The sequence below is a fragment of the Escherichia sp. E4930 genome (assembly GCF_005845405.1).
Classification (GTDB): Bacteria; Pseudomonadota; Gammaproteobacteria; order Enterobacterales; family Enterobacteriaceae; genus Escherichia.
Genome location: NZ_VCDZ01000001.1, coordinates 1 through 15495, shown reverse-complemented (window position 1 = coordinate 15495; position 15495 = coordinate 1). Strand labels below are relative to the sequence as shown.

The window sequence follows — 15495 nt, the reverse complement described above, 5'->3', positions numbered from 1 at the left end:
GATAAAGTGTTATATAACTTTATCTCATAAAACAGTCAGTTAACAACATACACAGATGCAATGCCGATGCCATATTCAAAGCATGTTAATAATGTAAAATAAGAAAAAATGATGAATGATAAAAAAATGAGAAGAGAAACGTTTCGCTTATAAACAATGCTGTAATTAATCAATATTCCGATGCAAACATCCCAATCAGCAAGTACAAAAAATAACTTTTTCTGATGTCAAAATAAATGAATTAATAACAGAGAAAATAATCAAAATCCAATAAAGGATTAATTTTAATCAATTGCATCATTATAGTGCATGTAAGAATGATGAGATGAGTAACCCATCAACACAGGGTTACTCAAATTGCAGGAAGGATTACCGTTCTGCTACCAGACGAATAATATCTTCATCTTCACCCGTTTTTTGGTTCTCAGTCACCTTTTCATCGGCTTTTTCAGGTGCGTTAGCTTCGCACAAGCGGCGTAACAGTACATTCTGCCGTTTCTGCTGATCCAGCAATGCCTCAAGCAGTTCAATCTGTTCGTTAGTCCGGGAACTGGCACGGTTGATGAAAAACCACAAGATGAGCCCAATAATAAGAACTACTACCGATACGACCAAAGACGCAATGTTCATCACGCCTGAATTTACAACTTCGTTCATTTAACCACCCCTAATTAGAGGCGCCATTTTACCACTGCTACGCAGGAAGGAAATCTACTGATGAAAAAATGATATCACCATGGGATGAACTGATTGATGGCGCAAATTCCGCTGAAAAATTGCACATCCTGATCGCACATTATGTTGAATACCTGCATCCATAACAGCAAGAAAGCCAGCACAGCGGCAACCAGAACGACCCATCGAAACTTTTTCACTCCAATCTCCGTTTAACCTCTCTTCTGCCTTTAAACTATCATGCGTTAGTTAAACAACGTCTAACCATGTCGATATTCGTGCTTTTTCGGAATGATACGCTTGCTTCAGTCCATATTGCCGCTACGATTAAGCAAACAAAAAGAGAAGAGGTCGTAATGCGATTCATCATTCGCACAATTATCTTGATAGCACTGGTATGGACAGGATTATTACTCAGCGGATATGGCGTTCTGATTGGAAGCAAGGAAAATGCTGCCGGGTTAGGACTGCAATGCACATATCTCACCGCCCGAAGCACAAGCACGGTGCAATATCTGCATACTAAAAGTGGATTTTTGGGGATTACAGATTGCCCGCTGCTACGTAAAAGCAATATCGTCGTCGATAATGATTGATAGATAACGGTACAAATATCCATATCAAAACTAATGGATATAAAGTACTTTCATCTTCTGCTCGAACGATATCACTATTAACATTATTTAATCCACGCTAAATGAAGAACCTGTCTGAATTTTATGCAGGCAGGTTCTTATTTTAATCAGAATGGATAGTCGTGATACCCCATTTGTGCGGATATTTTGCGCGCTGCCGTATGCAACATAGCCACATACTCCTGCAAACGTTCTTCAGAAAAACGCAGCGTCGGGAAGGAAATACTCAAGCCGGCAATCACCACACCAAAGCGGTCAAACACCGGAACGGCGATGCAACGCAGTCCTTCTTCCTGTTCTTCGTTATCTTCGCCGTATCCCTGCTCACGGACCTGATCTAACACGGGTAATAACGCCTCTGTACTGGTGATGGTCCGATCGGTGCTGCGTTTATATTCCACGCCTTCAAGGATTTGCTTCACTTCATCGCGATCGCGCCAGGCCAGCAGCACTTTACCAATCGCAGTGCTGTACAGAGGATTACGACGGCCAATCCGTGAATACATGCGCAAATTGTACATAGAGTCAATTTTGTGGATGTAAACGATACTGTCTTCATCCAGTGCGCCAAGATGAATGGTTTCTTTGGTCAAACGGGAGATCTCACGCATCTGGATATCTGCACTGCGAATAAGATCGACGTTTTGTAACGCGCGAGCGCCCAGCTCAAATAATTTTAGAGTCAGAGAGTATTTCTCCGACTCCCCTTCCTGTGCGACATAGCCCAGGGTTTTCATGGTCTGTAAAAAGCGATAAACGGTGCTTTTTGACATCATGACACGCTGTGACAGCTCGGTTATCCCTATTTCGCGCTCTTCGCCCAGCGCCTGCAAAATGCCAAAAACCTTCAGTACGGAAGATACAGAATCAGGTTGTTTATCCAGATCTGCGTTAGCCATTTATCACCTCATTGCGAGTGTTTTATAAAAATCAGAACTGTTTTTTATTATAATTTCGCGCCAGGGTGGTCGCAATCCATCTTTTGCCGGTTAGTTACAATTCTGCGACATTCGCCGTGAATATCAGTGCTAAAATCATACCCCTGTTGATTATTACCAAAAGATATAAAATTCCTATGCCAAAAGTTCAGGCCGATGGCCTGCCGTTGCCTCAGCGGTACGGCGCAATTTTAACCATTATTATTGGTATCTCGATGGCGGTTCTCGACGGCGCTATCGCTAATGTCGCCTTGCCAACCATTGCAACCGATCTCCACGCCACACCAGCCAGTTCCATTTGGGTGGTGAATGCCTACCAAATCGCGATTGTTATCTCCTTACTCTCGTTCTCTTTTTTGGGCGATATGTTTGGCTATCGACGAATTTATAAATTCGGTCTGGTGGTTTTTCTGCTCTCATCGTTGTTCTGCGCTCTTTCTGATTCACTGCAAATGCTAACCCTGGCGCGTGTAATACAAGGTTTTGGCGGCGCGGCGTTAATGAGCGTCAATACTGCACTCATCCGCTTAATCTACCCACAACGTTTTCTGGGGCGAGGGATGGGAATTAACTCTTTTATCGTCGCCGTCTCCTCCGCTGCCGGGCCGACGATCGCCGCCGCAATCCTTTCAATTGCGTCCTGGAAGTGGTTATTTTTAATTAACGTACCGTTGGGTATTATCGCCCTACTCCTGGCGATGCGTTTTCTGCCGCCAAATGGTTCTCGTGCCAGTAAGCCGCGGTTTGACCTGCCCAGCGCCGTGATGAATGCGCTGACATTCGGCCTGCTTATTACCGCGTTGAGTGGTTTTGCTCAGGGGCAATCACTGACGCTGATCGGTGCTGAACTGGCGGTAATGATTATTGTTGGTATTTTCTTTATTCGCCGCCAGCTTTCCCTTCCTGTTCCACTGCTACCGGTAGATTTACTGCGTATTCCGCTGTTTACACTATCAATTTGTACCTCCATTTGTTCTTTCTGTGCGCAAATGCTGGCGATGGTTTCCCTGCCTTTTTATCTGCAAACTGTACTTGGGCGTAGTGAAGTTGAGACAGGTTTGCTCCTGACCCCGTGGCCGTTGGCAACGATGGTAATGGCTCCGCTGGCAGGTTACTTGATAGAGCGCGTCCATGCAGGATTGCTTGGTGCTTTAGGGCTGTTCATCATGGCGGCGGGACTTTTTTCACTGGTCCTGTTGCCAGCTTCACCTGCCGATATCAATATCATCTGGCCGATGATCTTATGCGGTGCAGGCTTTGGGTTATTCCAGTCCCCCAATAATCACACCATTATTACCTCCGCCCCGCGTGAGCGTAGCGGTGGTGCCAGTGGAATGTTGGGTACAGCGCGTCTGCTTGGTCAGAGTAGCGGCGCAGCTCTGGTGGCGCTGATGTTGAATCAGTTTGGTGATAATGGTACGCACGTCTCGCTGACGGCTGCGGCTATTCTGGCAGTGATCGCCGCCTGTGTCAGTGGTTTACGCATTACCCAACCGCGCGCACAAGGCTAAAAAAAAGCGCGTCAACCAGGACGCGCTTTTTTATAATTTACTGCAAATTACTTCAGATATTCACCGGTACGCAGGGCTTCAATACGTTTATCCAGCGGCGGGTGAGTCATAAACAGCTCACTCAGCGATTTGGACTTACCATTGATACAAAAAGCCATCATGCTGGTTGCTTCCTGCGGCTCATAGCTGGTTTTCAGACGCTGCAGCGCAGCAATCATTTTCTCACGACCAACCAGTTTGGCTGAACCTGCATCGGCATGGAATTCACGGTGACGCGAGAACCACATGGTGATAATGCTCGCCAGAATACCAAATACCAGCTCCAGCACCGTCGCAACCGCAAAGTAGATCAGCGGGTTGCCGTTGCTCTCTTCACCTTCATCACGGTTACCGCCCATAAAGCCCGCGGCAAGCTGCGCCAGAATACGCGAAATAAAGATAACGAAGGTGTTTACCACGCCCTGAATCAGCGTCATGGTAACCATGTCACCATTCGCAATGTGGCTAATTTCGTGGGCAATTACCGCCTCAGCTTCATCCGGGCTCATGTTCTGCAGCAAACCGGTGCTGACAGCAACCAGAGAGGCATCACGACGAGCACCTGTCGCAAAGGCGTTGATATCCGGCGCATGGTAGATAGCTACTTGCGGCATAGCAATCCCTGCCTGACGGGCCTGGGTTGCTACAGTATTGACCAGCCAACGTTCCCTTTCGTTACGCGGTTGCTCGATCACTTCCCCGCCAACAGATCGTAATGCCATCCATTTGGACATCAGAAGCGAAACGAAGGAACCACCAAAACCGAACAGCAAGGCCATAATCATCAGCCCCTGAACGCTGCTCGACTGTATCCCTGTCAGGCTCAGTACCAGCCCGAAAACGACCATGACGGCCAGGTTCGTTAGCAGGAAGAGCGCGATTCGCATCATAATTTTCTTTTTACCTCAGTTTAACAAAACGCAATATGCGATACCCACATCGTATGGGTTACGCGACTATTTTCAAGTCTGGATAGAGCGTAAGTCACCAGAAAGACACAACTTTACATTTTGTAGCATCTGATTTACGGCATCTTGCCACTGTTAAAAAATCAGGCACAATTTCTTGTGCCTGATTGATGTTACTTGACGGGAGCGGGCTGTTCCGCTGGTCTGGATTTTTCCAGCTTCGCCAGATCGAGTGCGATATTCACTGTCTCGTCCAGATACGGATCTGGCTCCTTGTAATCTTTTGGCAAATCATCCAGTTTCTTCAACTCCGGTTTGCCTTCGCGTTTAAAGCGATCGTTCAATCGTGCCAGACGCATCGCATCATCTTCATTGTTCTCTTTCTCACGCACAGCGTAATTCAGAGAAACAATATTGCGTTTGTCCTTCATGGCATTGAAACGAGCAATATCCTTCATGATGTTCTGAAATTCAGGATCCTTCGCGATGCGCGCATTATGTTCCTTCAGCAATTCCGGCTCAAACGCCGATAAATCGCCTGATTTCACATAGGTTGCAGCATCAATGCTATCCCACGGCAGCGCGTTATCTTCGAATTTCTCTCCCGTTTCCGTCTCTTCATTGCCCGTCGGCATGATGATATCCGGCGTGACGCCCTTACGTTGGGTACTGCCACCGTTAACGCGATAGAATTTCTGGATTGTATACTGCACTGACCCCAGCGCCGGCCATTCAGGACGTAACATCTGATCGTAGATACGATTCAGAGAACGATACTGCTGGACAGTACCTTTGCCGAATGTTGGTTCACCCACAACCAGCGCGCGACCGTAATCCTGCATCGCTGCGGCAAAGATTTCTGAAGCCGAAGCACTGAATCGGTCAACCAATACCACCAGCGGGTCTTTATAGAACACCTGGCCGTCGGTATCACTGTCCTCGCGGACTTTACCATTGTTATCACGGACCTGAACAATCGGACCGGAAGGAATGAACAAACCAGAGAGCGATACTGCCTCGGTCAGCGCCCCGCCGCCATTGCTACGCAGGTCGATGACGACGCTGCTGACATTCTGTTTTTCCAGCTTCTGCAACTGAACTTTGACATCGTCTGTCAAGCCAACATAGAAACCGGGAATATCCAGTACGCCTACTTTTTCTTTGCCGACGGTCTTCACGGACATTTTAACTGCGCGGTCTTCCAGACGAATGCGTTCACGCGTCAGTGTTACCGTACGAGTTTTAGTCCCTTTACCAGCAGGTAAAATTTCTAAACGAACTTTACTGCCTTTCGGCCCTTTGATTAAGGCAACGACATCATCAAGACGCCAGCCAATCACGTCAACCATCGGCTTGCCGGTTTGACCAACACCGACAATTTTGTCACCAACGCTGATAGCTTTACTCTTCGCTGCCGGGCCACCTGCCACCATCGAATTGATAACGGTGTAGTCATCATCCATTTGCAGCACCGCACCAATACCTTCCAACGACAAGCTCATTTCAGTATTGAACTGTTCGGTATTACGCGGGGAAAGGTAATTGGTATGCGGATCAATTTCGCGCGCAAACGCCGTCATTGCCAGCGAGAACACATCTTCGCTGTTAGTTTGCGCCAGACGGCGAATGGCAAATTTGTAGCGACGAGTCAGGGTTTCACGAATTTCTTTATCCGTTTTTCCTGTCAGCTTCAGACTTAACTCGTCGAATTTAACTTTGCTGTCCCACAGCGCGTTCAACTCGGCCTCGTTTTTCGGCCAGGGCGCTTTGCTGCGGTCCAGGTTATAAGTGTCGTTGCCGGTAAAATCCATCGGTTTTTCCAGTACCGATAAGGCGTACTGGTAACGTTCAAAACGGCGTTTTTGCGCCAGATTGTAAAGATCGTAGAAAACGTCAAGTTTACCGGAGCGCAGTTCATCGCCCAGCTCATTTTTCTTTTTCGCGAACTGTTCAACATCGCTTGCCAGCAGCACATTGTGGCTGTAATCAAGCAGGTTCAGGTAGCGGTCAAAGATTTTGGCCGAGAATGCCTGATCGAGGTCGAACTGGCGATAATGGGAGCGGGTAAAGCGCGACGTTACGCGCTCACTCACCGTCGCATGCTGCGTCTCTTCCTTTAATACCGGAATCTGATCAGCACGCGTAATATCTTCTACTGCGAAGGTCTGGCCTGCTATTGCAAGCAGGCCAGCTAACGCGGTAAGCCTAAAAAACATGTTCATGCCTGGCCCGGCCTCCGTTTCAGAACACCAGGTGTTCTGCGCGCACAATCAAAGACATACCCGAATTCAGCTGGACGCGGACGCCGTCTTTGGTGATTTCTAATACGGTGGCATCCATCGCATTTTGACCAGCTTTCACCTTCAGGGCTTGTCCGACAGTCAGAGCTGAAATGTCAGAAACTGGGGTGTGCTGTTCTTCGCGAGGTGCTTTTACTGTTTTTGGCGCTTTCTCAGCCGGTTTCTGCGCGCGAGGTTTGCGCTCGGCGCCTTCTTTACGGCGTTGCGCAGCAGGACGTGGCTTGCGTTCGCGGCGTGGTGCGTCTTCTTTCTCACCTGCAGCTGCGGCAGCTTCGCGTTTTTTCGCCTGCTGTTCGGCACGCTGCGCCTGGACGCGCGCTTTCGCTTCTTCAAGCTGCTTGCGAGCATGTTCTACATGCTGCTCGTCCAGCTCACCGCATGGGTTGCCGTCGAGATCGACACGCGTCGCGCCTGGTTTAACGCCATACAGATAGCGCCAGCTCGAAGTGTAGAGACGTAAAGCGGATCGCAGTTGCGTTTTGCTAAGGTTCATTTCCCCAGCAACGCGATCGACCAAATCCTGAAAAATACCGATTTTCAGCGGACGCGCTTCACCTTCCGCACTGAAACAGTGGGGAAAACGTTCGGCCAGAAACGCGATTACTTCTTTACTGCTATTCAACTTAGGTTGATTTTCCATGAAATTTCCTGATTACAACGGACGTAGCCAACAAGCGCAGGCATGAACAGGCGTCATTATAATGACGTCATCAGTAAATGCTACGTTATCCGTTGATTATCCTGCGACGCTCGCAAAGAATTTTTTGTAATCCGTCGTTGCAAGCACCTTTTCAAGCTGCGCCACAAGCTGACGTAAGCCTTGCTCGTCCTCGTCTGTAAAGCGACCGAAGACCGTACTGTCGATATCGAGAACGCCAATAATCTGATTTTTCACCACCAACGGCAGAACGATTTCAGAATTACTCGCCGCATCACAGGCGATATGCCCATCAAAGGCGTGAACATCCTCGATTCGCTGTACTTCATTGCGGGCAACTGCAGTGCCACACACGCCACGCCCTACCGGGATCCGTACGCAGGCAATTTTGCCCTGAAACGGCCCGAGTACCAGCGTATCGTCCTCAAGTAAATAAAACCCAGCCCAGTTTACGTCAGTCAGACGCTCGTATAACAAAGCACTGGTATTCGCCAGCGTTGCCAGAAAGCTGGTCTCTCCCGCCATCAACGCATTAAAGTCACGGTTTAAGTCCGCGTAAAATTCTGTTTTGTTCATTATATAATCACTTAGTTGTCTTACCTGGAACTGCCAGCCTATTAAAATAAGCATTAAATGCGTTAATGCTCAAGATCATTCCCATCATGGGTTAAGATAAATGTTAATTCTTATCACATTTGGCATGTCATGGCTCTTAACACCCCACAAATTACGCCGACAAAAAAGATAACAGTGAGCGCAATTGGCGAGGAACTACCGCGTGGTGATTATCAACGTTGCCCGCAATGTGACATGCTGTTTAGCCTGCCCGAGATAAATTCTCACCAAAGTGCCTATTGCCCGCGCTGTCAGGCGAAAATTCGCGATGGCCGCGACTGGTCGCTCACAAGGCTGGCAGCTATGGCTTTTACTATGTTGTTGCTTATGCCGTTTGCCTGGGGCGAACCTCTATTACATATCTGGCTGTTAGGTATCCGTATCGACGCCAATGTAATGCAAGGTATCTGGCAGATGACCAAACAGGGCGATGCGATAACCGGCGCAATGGTGTTCTTCTGCGTTATAGGTGCACCTCTCATACTGGTGACCTCTATTGCTTATTTATGGTTTGGCAATCGGCTGGGAATGAATTTACGCCCGGTGTTGCTGATGCTGGAGCGACTAAAAGAGTGGGTAATGCTGGATATCTATCTGGTCGGCATTGGCGTTGCTTCTATAAAGGTACAGGATTACGCCCATATCCAGGCGGGCGTCGGGCTATTCTCTTTTTTCGCGCTGGTGATTTTAACAACTGTGACGTTGTCACATCTTAATGTTGAACAGCTGTGGGAGCGATTTTATCCGCAGCGCCCTGCCACACGTAGGGATGAGAATTTACGCGTTTGCCTGGGTTGTCACTTTACCGGCTATCCCGATCCGCGCGGTCGTTGCCCCCGTTGCCATATCCCACTTCGCTTGCGTCGCCATCATAGTATTCAAAAATGCTGGGCTGCGCTTTTGGCTTCAATTGTCTTATTGTTACCTGCCAACCTGCTGCCTATTTCGATCATCTACCTGAACGGTGGACGACAAGAAGATACGATTCTTTCTGGAATTATGTCGCTGGCAAACAGCAATATTGCAGTTGCCGGCATTGTTTTTATCGCCAGTATCCTGGTGCCGTTCACCAAAGTCATCGTCATGTTTACTTTACTGGTAAGCATTCATTTTAAATGCCAGCAAGGCTTACGCACGCGGATTTTGCTATTGCGGATGGTGACCTGGATTGGCCGTTGGTCGATGCTCGATCTGTTTGTCATTTCATTAACCATGTCGCTGATTAATCGCGATCAGATCCTCGCTTTTACTATGGGACCCGCTGCGTTTTATTTCGGCGCAGCGGTTATTTTGACTATTCTTGCTGTGGAATGGCTGGACAGCCGCTTACTTTGGGATGCACATGAGTCAGGAAACGCCCGCTTCGACGACTGAAGCGCAAATTAAAACTAAACGCCGTATCTCACCTTTCTGGCTGTTGCCGTTCATCGCGCTAATGATTGCCGGTTGGCTGATTTGGGGTAGTTATCAGGATAGAGGCAATACCGTCACCATCGACTTTATGTCGGCAGACGGCATTGTTCCAGGTCGCACGCCTGTTCGTTATCAGGGCGTTGAAGTCGGCACGGTGCAGGATGTCAGCCTCAGCGACGATCTACGAAAGATTGAAGTGAAGGTCAGCATCAAGTCCGATATGAAAGATGCCCTGCGCGAAGAGACGCAGTTCTGGCTGGTGACGCCGAAAGCCTCACTGGCAGGTGTTTCCGGGCTTGATGCGCTGGTCGGCGGTAACTATATCGGCATGATGCCGGGTAAAGGTAAAGAGCAGGATCACTTTGTGGCGCTCGATACCCAGCCAAAGTATCGGCTGGATAATGGTGATCTGATGATCCACCTGCAAGCCCCCGATCTCGGTTCATTGAACAGCGGTTCGCTGGTCTATTTCCGTAAAATTCCGGTGGGACGCGTCTATGACTATGCGATCAATCCCAATAAGCAAGGCGTGGTGATTGATGTCCTGATTGAGCGGCGTTTCACCGATTTGGTGAAAAAAGGCAGCCGCTTCTGGAACGTTTCCGGCGTTGATGCCAATGTCAGTATCAGTGGCGCGAAGGTAAAACTGGAAAGTCTGGCTGCCCTGGTTAACGGTGCGATTGCCTTCGATTCACCAGAAGAGTCGAAACCTGCCGATCCGGAAGATACCTTTGGTCTGTATGAGGATCTCGCCCACAGCCAGCGTGGGGTGATCATAAAGCTGGATCTACCAGGTGGAGCCGGATTAAACGCCGATTCAACGCCGCTCATGTACCAGGGACTGGAAGTCGGGCAACTGACCAAACTGAATTTAAACCCAGGTGGCAAAGTCACCGGGGAAATGACCGTTGATCCCAGCGTCGTCACCCTGCTTCGTGAAAATACCCGCATCGAATTACGTAACCCGAAGTTATCTCTCAACGACGCCAATCTCAGCGCCCTGTTGACCGGCAAAACGTTCGAACTGGTACCGGGTGATGGCGAGCCACGCAAAGAGTTTGTCGTTGTGCCTGGCGAGAAAGCTTTACTGCATGAACCCGATGTTCTGACGCTTACCCTGACTGCACCAGAAAGCTATGGAATTGATGCCGGTCAGCCGCTCATTCTTCACGGCGTACAGGTAGGTCAGGTTATCGACCGTAAACTCACCAGCAAAGGTGTGACATTTACCGTCGCTATCGAACCCCAGCATCGCGAACTGGTAAAAGGCGACAGCAAATTTGTCGTTAATAGTCGTGTCGACGTGAAAGTGGGTCTGGATGGTGTCGAGTTTCTCGGTGCCAGCGCCTCAGAATGGCTCAACGGCGGGATACGTATTCTGCCCGGCGACAAAGGCGAGATGAAAGCCAGCTATCCGCTGTATGCCAATCTGGAAAAAGCCCTCGAAAATAGTCTTAGTGATTTACCTACCACGACCGTGAGTTTAAGTGCGGAGACACTGCCGGATGTGCAGGCAGGGTCGGTAGTGCTGTACCGTAAATTTGAGGTCGGTGAAGTGATTACCGTACGTCCACGGGCCAATGCGTTCGATATCGATTTGCATATTAAACCGGAATATCGCAACCTGCTGACCAGCAACAGCGTGTTCTGGGCTGAAGGCGGCGCGAAAGTTCAACTTAACGGCAGCGGCCTGACCGTTCAGGCGTCACCGCTTTCGCGGGCGTTAAAGGGAGCCATCAGCTTCGATAATCTCAGCGGTGCCAGCGCCAGCCAACGTAAAGGCGATAAGCGGATTCTGTATGCTTCCGAAACAGCAGCTCGTGCGGTTGGCGGGCAGATTACGCTCCACGCTTTCGATGCCGGAAAACTGGCGGTCGGTATGCCAATTCGCTATCTCGGTATTGATATCGGGCAAATCCAGACTCTGGATCTGATCACCGCGCGCAATGAAGTACAGGCAAAGGCGGTGCTCTATCCGGAATATGTCCAGACCTTTGCGCGCGGTGGTACACGCTTCTCAGTGGTCACACCGCAAATTTCGGCAGCAGGCGTTGAGCATCTTGATACGATCCTCCAGCCGTATATCAACGTCGAACCAGGTCGGGGTAATCCTCGCCGTGACTTTGAATTGCAAGAAGCCACCATTACTGACTCTCGTTACCTTGATGGCTTAAGCATTATTGTTGAAGCGCCGGAAGCCGGTTCGTTAGGTGTTGGTACGCCAGTACTGTTCCGTGGTCTGGAAGTAGGTACAGTCACCGGAATGACGCTGGGGACATTGTCAGATCGCGTGATGATTGCGATGCGCATCAGTAAACGTTACCAGCACCTGGTACGTAACAATTCCGTCTTCTGGCTAGCTTCGGGCTACAGTCTGGACTTCGGTCTGACGGGCGGCGTGGTGAAAACCGGTACCTTTAACCAGTTTATCCGTGGCGGGATCGCCTTCGCCACGCCTCCAGGTACGCCGCTGGCACCGAAAGCCCAGGAAGGCAAACACTTCCTGTTGCAGGAAAGTGAACCGAAAGAGTGGCGTGAATGGGGAACAGCACTCCCCCGATAAGCCACATTGCTCCGGCGTGCCTGCGCCGGAGCGTTTATGCTAAACTGCGCGCCTGTTTTTTTGCCAGTGGTACATGCTCGTGGCCCAACACACCGTTTATTTCCCGGACGCCTTTCTGACACAAATGCGCGAAGCCATGCCTTCGACGCTCTCTTTTGATGATTTTCTCGCCGCTTGTCAGCGCCCGTTGCGCCGCAGCATTCGCGTAAATACCCTGAAAATCTCCGTTGCTGATTTCCTGCAATTAACCGCCCCTTACGGCTGGACGCTAACGCCGATTCCGTGGTGTGAAGAAGGTTTCTGGATTGAACGCGACGATGAAGATGCATTGCCGTTGGGCAGTACCGCCGAGCATTTAAGCGGCCTGTTTTATATTCAGGAAGCCAGTTCAATGTTGCCCGTTGCCGCATTGTTTGCCGACGATAATACCCCACAGCGGGTGATGGATGTCGCCGCCGCACCTGGTTCAAAAACGACGCAAATTGCCGCTCGCATGAATAACGAAGGGGCGATTCTTGCCAATGAGTTTTCCGCCAGCCGGGTAAAAGTGTTACATGCCAATATCAGTCGCTGCGGTATCCGTAACGTGTCTCTGACTCATTTTGATGGCCGCGTCTTTGGTGCGGCGTTACCAGAAATGTTCGACGCCATTTTACTGGACGCCCCCTGCTCTGGCGAAGGCGTGGTGCGTAAAGATCCCGACGCACTGAAAAACTGGTCACCGGAAAGCAATCAGGAAATTGCTGCCACCCAACGGGAACTGATCGACAGTGCCTTTCATGCATTACGCCCTGGCGGTACACTGGTTTACTCGACCTGTACCTTAAACCGGGAAGAAAACGAAGCCGTTTGCCTGTGGCTGAAAGAGACTTACCCCGACGCAGTAAAGTTTTTACCGCTTGGCGATCTCTTCCCTGGCGCGGACAAGGCGCTCACCGAAGAAGGCTTTTTGCACGTTTTCCCACAAATTTACGACTGCGAAGGCTTCTTCGTTGCCCGGCTACGCAAAACACAGTCGATTCCCGCCTTACCCGCACCGAAATACAAAGTGGGTAATTTCCCGTTTAGCCCAATCAAAGATCGCGAAGCCGCACAAATTCGCCAGGCGGCAACTGCCGTTGGCTTACAGTGGGATGAAAATCTGCGTCTCTGGCAGCGCGATAAAGAACTCTGGCTGTTCCCGGCGGGCATTGAAGCCCTGATCGGTAAAGTCCGATTTTCCCGTCTGGGAATTAAGCTGGCCGAAACGCATAACAAAGGTTATCGCTGGCAGCATGAAGCGGTTATTGCCCTGGCATCCCCGAACCATACGAACGCTTTCGAACTGACGCCTCAGGAAGCGGAAGAGTGGTATCGCGGGCGCGATGTTTACCCGCAAACCGTGCCAACTACGGATGATGTGCTGGTAACCTTCCAGAATCAGCCAATAGGTTTAGCCAAACGTATTGGCTCGCGACTGAAAAACAGTTACCCGCGTGAACTGGTGCGCGATGGGAAACTTTTTACCGGTAACGCCTGATAGCGCACAAAAAAAGCGCACTTTTTGACTGGCACATTCGCCTGCCTCAACTACGCTGAAAAATGGTGCGATCGGACTGGTCGTACCACAACCGGCAGATAAATGGAGAGCACGAAGATGAAAACCAGTGTGCGCATAGGCGCTTTTGAAATCGATGACGGCGAGTTACACGGCGAATCGCCAGGTGATCGAACATTAACAATTCCTTGTAAATCTGACCCCGATTTATGTATGCAACTGGATGCCTGGGACGCCGAAACCAGCATTCCAGCTCTACTAAACGGCGAACACTCTGTCCTGTACCGTACCCGCTACGATCAAAAGTCTGATGCCTGGATTATGCGTCTTGCATGATCCAAAAAGAACCCGTCGGCATGGCGGGTTATTTATTCTGGTTATTTCCCCGAAGTAAAATCCTCTCCTAAACTTAACGGTACGGCACCACACTTCGAGGATGAAATGTTCGCGCTGGTACTTTTTGTTTGCTATCTGGATGCTGGCTGTGAAGATATTGTTGTTGATGTTTACAACACGGAACAGCAGTGCGTCTACTCAATGGACGATCAACGGATCCGCCACGGCGGCTGCTTTCCTGTTGAGGATTTTATTGATGGGTTCTGGCGGCCCGCGCAGGAGTACAGTGACTTTTAATTACTGGAGTTGTTCCACTGTGAGTGTCCCTCCGAAGACGGCGCCGGTGTCTATATAATGCAAGTTTCCAATATCTACGCGATGAGGTAACGGCGTATGACCAAACCAGAAATGGTCAGCACCGGTAATTCCCTGCCCTTTTTGGCCTTCACGTAATCGCGAACGACTCCACAATACCTGGTGCAAATCGACGTCCTTTTGCCATTGATAAACATCGTCAGGATAATCAGCATGGGCAATAACGTGTTTGCCAGTGCGACTGTTTAATTCAAGAATAAAAGGCAAATGCTGGCATTTGCTGAGCGCCCTTTCTGCTTGCTTCTGTTGCTTATCTGCCAGTGCAGCAAACCAGTCGCCACCGTTCATATACCATAAAGACATCTGCTGCGTGGCCAGCGCATCTATCGCCATCTGCTCATGATTGCCTCTTACCGCTCTGACCCAGCATTGCTCCAGTAGTTGAAGACAACGCAAACTCTCCGGACCACGATCAATAACATCACCTACCGAGATCAATAAGTCTTGCCACGGGTCAAAACGGCAATGCCATAATTTGATACGCAGTAGCCCAAGGCAGCCATGAATATCCCCCACCAACCAGATATGTCGCCAATGGCTGCCATCAATTTTCTGATAGGTGCGGCCTGCCTCTTTCATCAATTTTTTACTCCCGCGCAGAAGGTCACATTATTTTAACATAAATGTTAAAAAAGGCTGGACTGAAGCAGTAGAGTGTGTGTTATGGTTGATTGTGAAGTCAGCACAGGGAAAACAGTGATGTATTCATCCGCTGGCTTAATAGATAAAAAGAGACCGAATACGATTCCTGTATTCGGTCCAGGGAAATGGCTCTTGGGAGAGAGCCGTGCGCTAAAAGTTGGCATTAATGCAGGCTTAGTTGCCTTGCCCTTTAAGAATAGATGACGACGCCAGGTTTTCCAGTCCACACGAAAAGTGGTCAGAAAAAAGCGTCTTTATCATCGTTTTAAAAGTAAAAAAAAAMAAAACGCCCGATCTGATAAAAGATCCTGGGCGTTTTTTTTTGGCAAATCAAAAAGCTAACTCAGGTA

General features: G+C 49.4%; 15 protein-coding genes. 7 read left to right on the top strand and 8 right to left on the bottom strand.

Going from position 1 to position 15495, the window contains the following annotated elements; translation table 11 throughout:
- Window positions 1-369: 369 nt before the first annotated feature.
- Window positions 370-657, bottom strand: a complete 288-nt coding sequence (locus FFT88_RS00080; protein ID WP_130223513.1) for a YebO family protein — start codon at window positions 655-657, stop codon at window positions 370-372.
- A 74-nt stretch (window positions 658-731) separates the two neighbouring features.
- Complete coding sequence (gene mgrB, locus FFT88_RS00075; RefSeq protein WP_130208449.1) at window positions 732-875, bottom strand: PhoP/PhoQ regulator MgrB; 144 nt, start codon at window positions 873-875, stop codon at window positions 732-734.
- 156 nt (window positions 876-1031) lie between these two features.
- On the opposite strand from mgrB, the gene FFT88_RS00070 reads away from it, so the two are divergent.
- Window positions 1032-1271 (top strand): YobH family protein, encoded by a 240-nt coding sequence (locus FFT88_RS00070; protein WP_130208729.1) that lies wholly within the window; start codon window positions 1032-1034, stop codon window positions 1269-1271.
- A gap of 146 nt (window positions 1272-1417) precedes the next feature.
- On the opposite strand, the gene kdgR is transcribed toward FFT88_RS00070, so the two are convergent.
- The gene (gene kdgR, locus FFT88_RS00065) at window positions 1418-2209 is read right to left on the bottom strand and encodes a DNA-binding transcriptional regulator KdgR (protein WP_096849880.1); all 792 of its coding nucleotides are present in this window, start codon (window positions 2207-2209) and stop codon (window positions 1418-1420) included.
- Window positions 2210-2385: 176 nt separating this feature from the next.
- Here kdgR and FFT88_RS00060 point away from each other — a divergent pair, with 176 nt between their 5' ends.
- Window positions 2386-3759 carry an MFS transporter gene (locus FFT88_RS00060; RefSeq protein ID WP_130208451.1) on the top strand — a complete coding sequence of 458 codons (1374 nt, stop codon included), beginning with the start codon at window positions 2386-2388 and terminating at the stop codon, window positions 3757-3759.
- A 47-nt stretch (window positions 3760-3806) separates the two neighbouring features.
- Here FFT88_RS00060 and htpX read toward each other — a convergent pair whose 3' ends face one another.
- The 4 genes from htpX to msrC all read right to left on the bottom strand — a co-directional run bounded on the left by htpX (window position 3807) and on the right by msrC (window position 8240).
- Window positions 3807-4688, bottom strand: a complete 882-nt coding sequence (gene htpX, locus FFT88_RS00055; RefSeq protein ID WP_000984517.1) for a protease HtpX — start codon at window positions 4686-4688, stop codon at window positions 3807-3809.
- A gap of 191 nt (window positions 4689-4879) precedes the next feature.
- On the bottom strand, window positions 4880-6928 hold the full coding sequence (gene prc, locus FFT88_RS00050) for a carboxy terminal-processing peptidase (RefSeq protein ID WP_135405783.1): 2049 nt from the start codon (window positions 6926-6928) through the stop codon (window positions 4880-4882).
- 19 nt (window positions 6929-6947) lie between these two features.
- On the bottom strand, window positions 6948-7646 hold the full coding sequence (proQ, locus tag FFT88_RS00045; RefSeq protein WP_000431365.1) for an RNA chaperone ProQ: 699 nt from the start codon (window positions 7644-7646) through the stop codon (window positions 6948-6950).
- A 96-nt stretch (window positions 7647-7742) separates the two neighbouring features.
- Complete coding sequence (gene msrC / locus FFT88_RS00040) at window positions 7743-8240, bottom strand: L-methionine (R)-S-oxide reductase (protein ID WP_130208455.1); 498 nt, start codon at window positions 8238-8240, stop codon at window positions 7743-7745.
- A 129-nt stretch (window positions 8241-8369) separates the two neighbouring features.
- Between msrC and yebS the strand changes: the two genes are divergently transcribed.
- From yebS to FFT88_RS00015, 5 genes are all read left to right on the top strand, one after another.
- Window positions 8370-9653: a membrane integrity lipid transport subunit YebS gene (gene yebS, locus FFT88_RS00035; protein WP_135405782.1), complete on the top strand. Its 1284-nt coding sequence runs from the start codon at window positions 8370-8372 to the stop codon at window positions 9651-9653.
- Window positions 9622-12255, top strand: a complete 2634-nt coding sequence (gene yebT / locus FFT88_RS00030) for a lipid-binding membrane homeostasis protein YebT (RefSeq protein ID WP_135385894.1) — start codon at window positions 9622-9624, stop codon at window positions 12253-12255. Before yebS ends, yebT begins: the two co-directional genes overlap by 32 nt.
- 79 nt (window positions 12256-12334) lie before the next feature.
- Window positions 12335-13774, top strand: coding sequence for a 16S rRNA (cytosine(1407)-C(5))-methyltransferase RsmF (rsmF, locus tag FFT88_RS00025; RefSeq protein WP_135405781.1), 1440 nt, complete (start codon window positions 12335-12337; stop codon window positions 13772-13774).
- A 117-nt stretch (window positions 13775-13891) separates the two neighbouring features.
- Entirely contained in the window at window positions 13892-14128 is a 237-nt protein-coding gene (locus tag FFT88_RS00020; RefSeq protein WP_002431586.1) for a YebV family protein, read from the top strand.
- Window positions 14129-14233: 105 nt separating this feature from the next.
- Window positions 14234-14425, top strand: a complete 192-nt coding sequence (locus tag FFT88_RS00015; RefSeq protein WP_130208463.1) for a YebW family protein — start codon at window positions 14234-14236, stop codon at window positions 14423-14425.
- Here the strand turns inward: FFT88_RS00015 and pphA are convergent, their stop codons facing one another.
- On the bottom strand, window positions 14426-15082 hold the full coding sequence (gene pphA / locus FFT88_RS00010; protein WP_130223525.1) for a protein-serine/threonine phosphatase: 657 nt from the start codon (window positions 15080-15082) through the stop codon (window positions 14426-14428). It lies immediately after the preceding gene.
- Window positions 15083-15495: the final 413 nt, after the last annotated feature.

Excerpts from the sequence above, each read along its gene's own strand:
- yebS (WP_135405782.1), top strand. The coding sequence starts at position 8,370 with ATGGCTCTTAACACCCCACAAATTACGCCGACAAAAAAGATAACAGTG.
- msrC (WP_130208455.1), bottom strand. The coding sequence starts at position 8,240 with ATGAACAAAACAGAATTTTACGCGGACTTAAACCGTGACTTTAATGCG.
- FFT88_RS00020 (WP_002431586.1), top strand. The coding sequence starts at position 13,892 with ATGAAAACCAGTGTGCGCATAGGCGCTTTTGAAATCGATGACGGCGAG.
- pphA (WP_130223525.1), bottom strand. The coding sequence starts at position 15,082 with ATGAAAGAGGCAGGCCGCACCTATCAGAAAATTGATGGCAGCCATTGG.
- FFT88_RS00060 (WP_130208451.1), top strand. The coding sequence starts at position 2,386 with ATGCCAAAAGTTCAGGCCGATGGCCTGCCGTTGCCTCAGCGGTACGGC.
- yebT (WP_135385894.1), top strand. The coding sequence starts at position 9,622 with ATGAGTCAGGAAACGCCCGCTTCGACGACTGAAGCGCAAATTAAAACT.
- proQ (WP_000431365.1), bottom strand. The coding sequence starts at position 7,646 with ATGGAAAATCAACCTAAGTTGAATAGCAGTAAAGAAGTAATCGCGTTT.
- kdgR (WP_096849880.1), bottom strand. The coding sequence starts at position 2,209 with ATGGCTAACGCAGATCTGGATAAACAACCTGATTCTGTATCTTCCGTA.
- htpX (WP_000984517.1), bottom strand. The coding sequence starts at position 4,688 with ATGATGCGAATCGCGCTCTTCCTGCTAACGAACCTGGCCGTCATGGTC.
- FFT88_RS00015 (WP_130208463.1), top strand. The coding sequence starts at position 14,234 with ATGTTCGCGCTGGTACTTTTTGTTTGCTATCTGGATGCTGGCTGTGAA.
- prc (WP_135405783.1), bottom strand. The coding sequence starts at position 6,928 with ATGAACATGTTTTTTAGGCTTACCGCGTTAGCTGGCCTGCTTGCAATA.
- FFT88_RS00070 (WP_130208729.1), top strand. The coding sequence starts at position 1,032 with ATGCGATTCATCATTCGCACAATTATCTTGATAGCACTGGTATGGACA.
- FFT88_RS00080 (WP_130223513.1), bottom strand. The coding sequence starts at position 657 with ATGAACGAAGTTGTAAATTCAGGCGTGATGAACATTGCGTCTTTGGTC.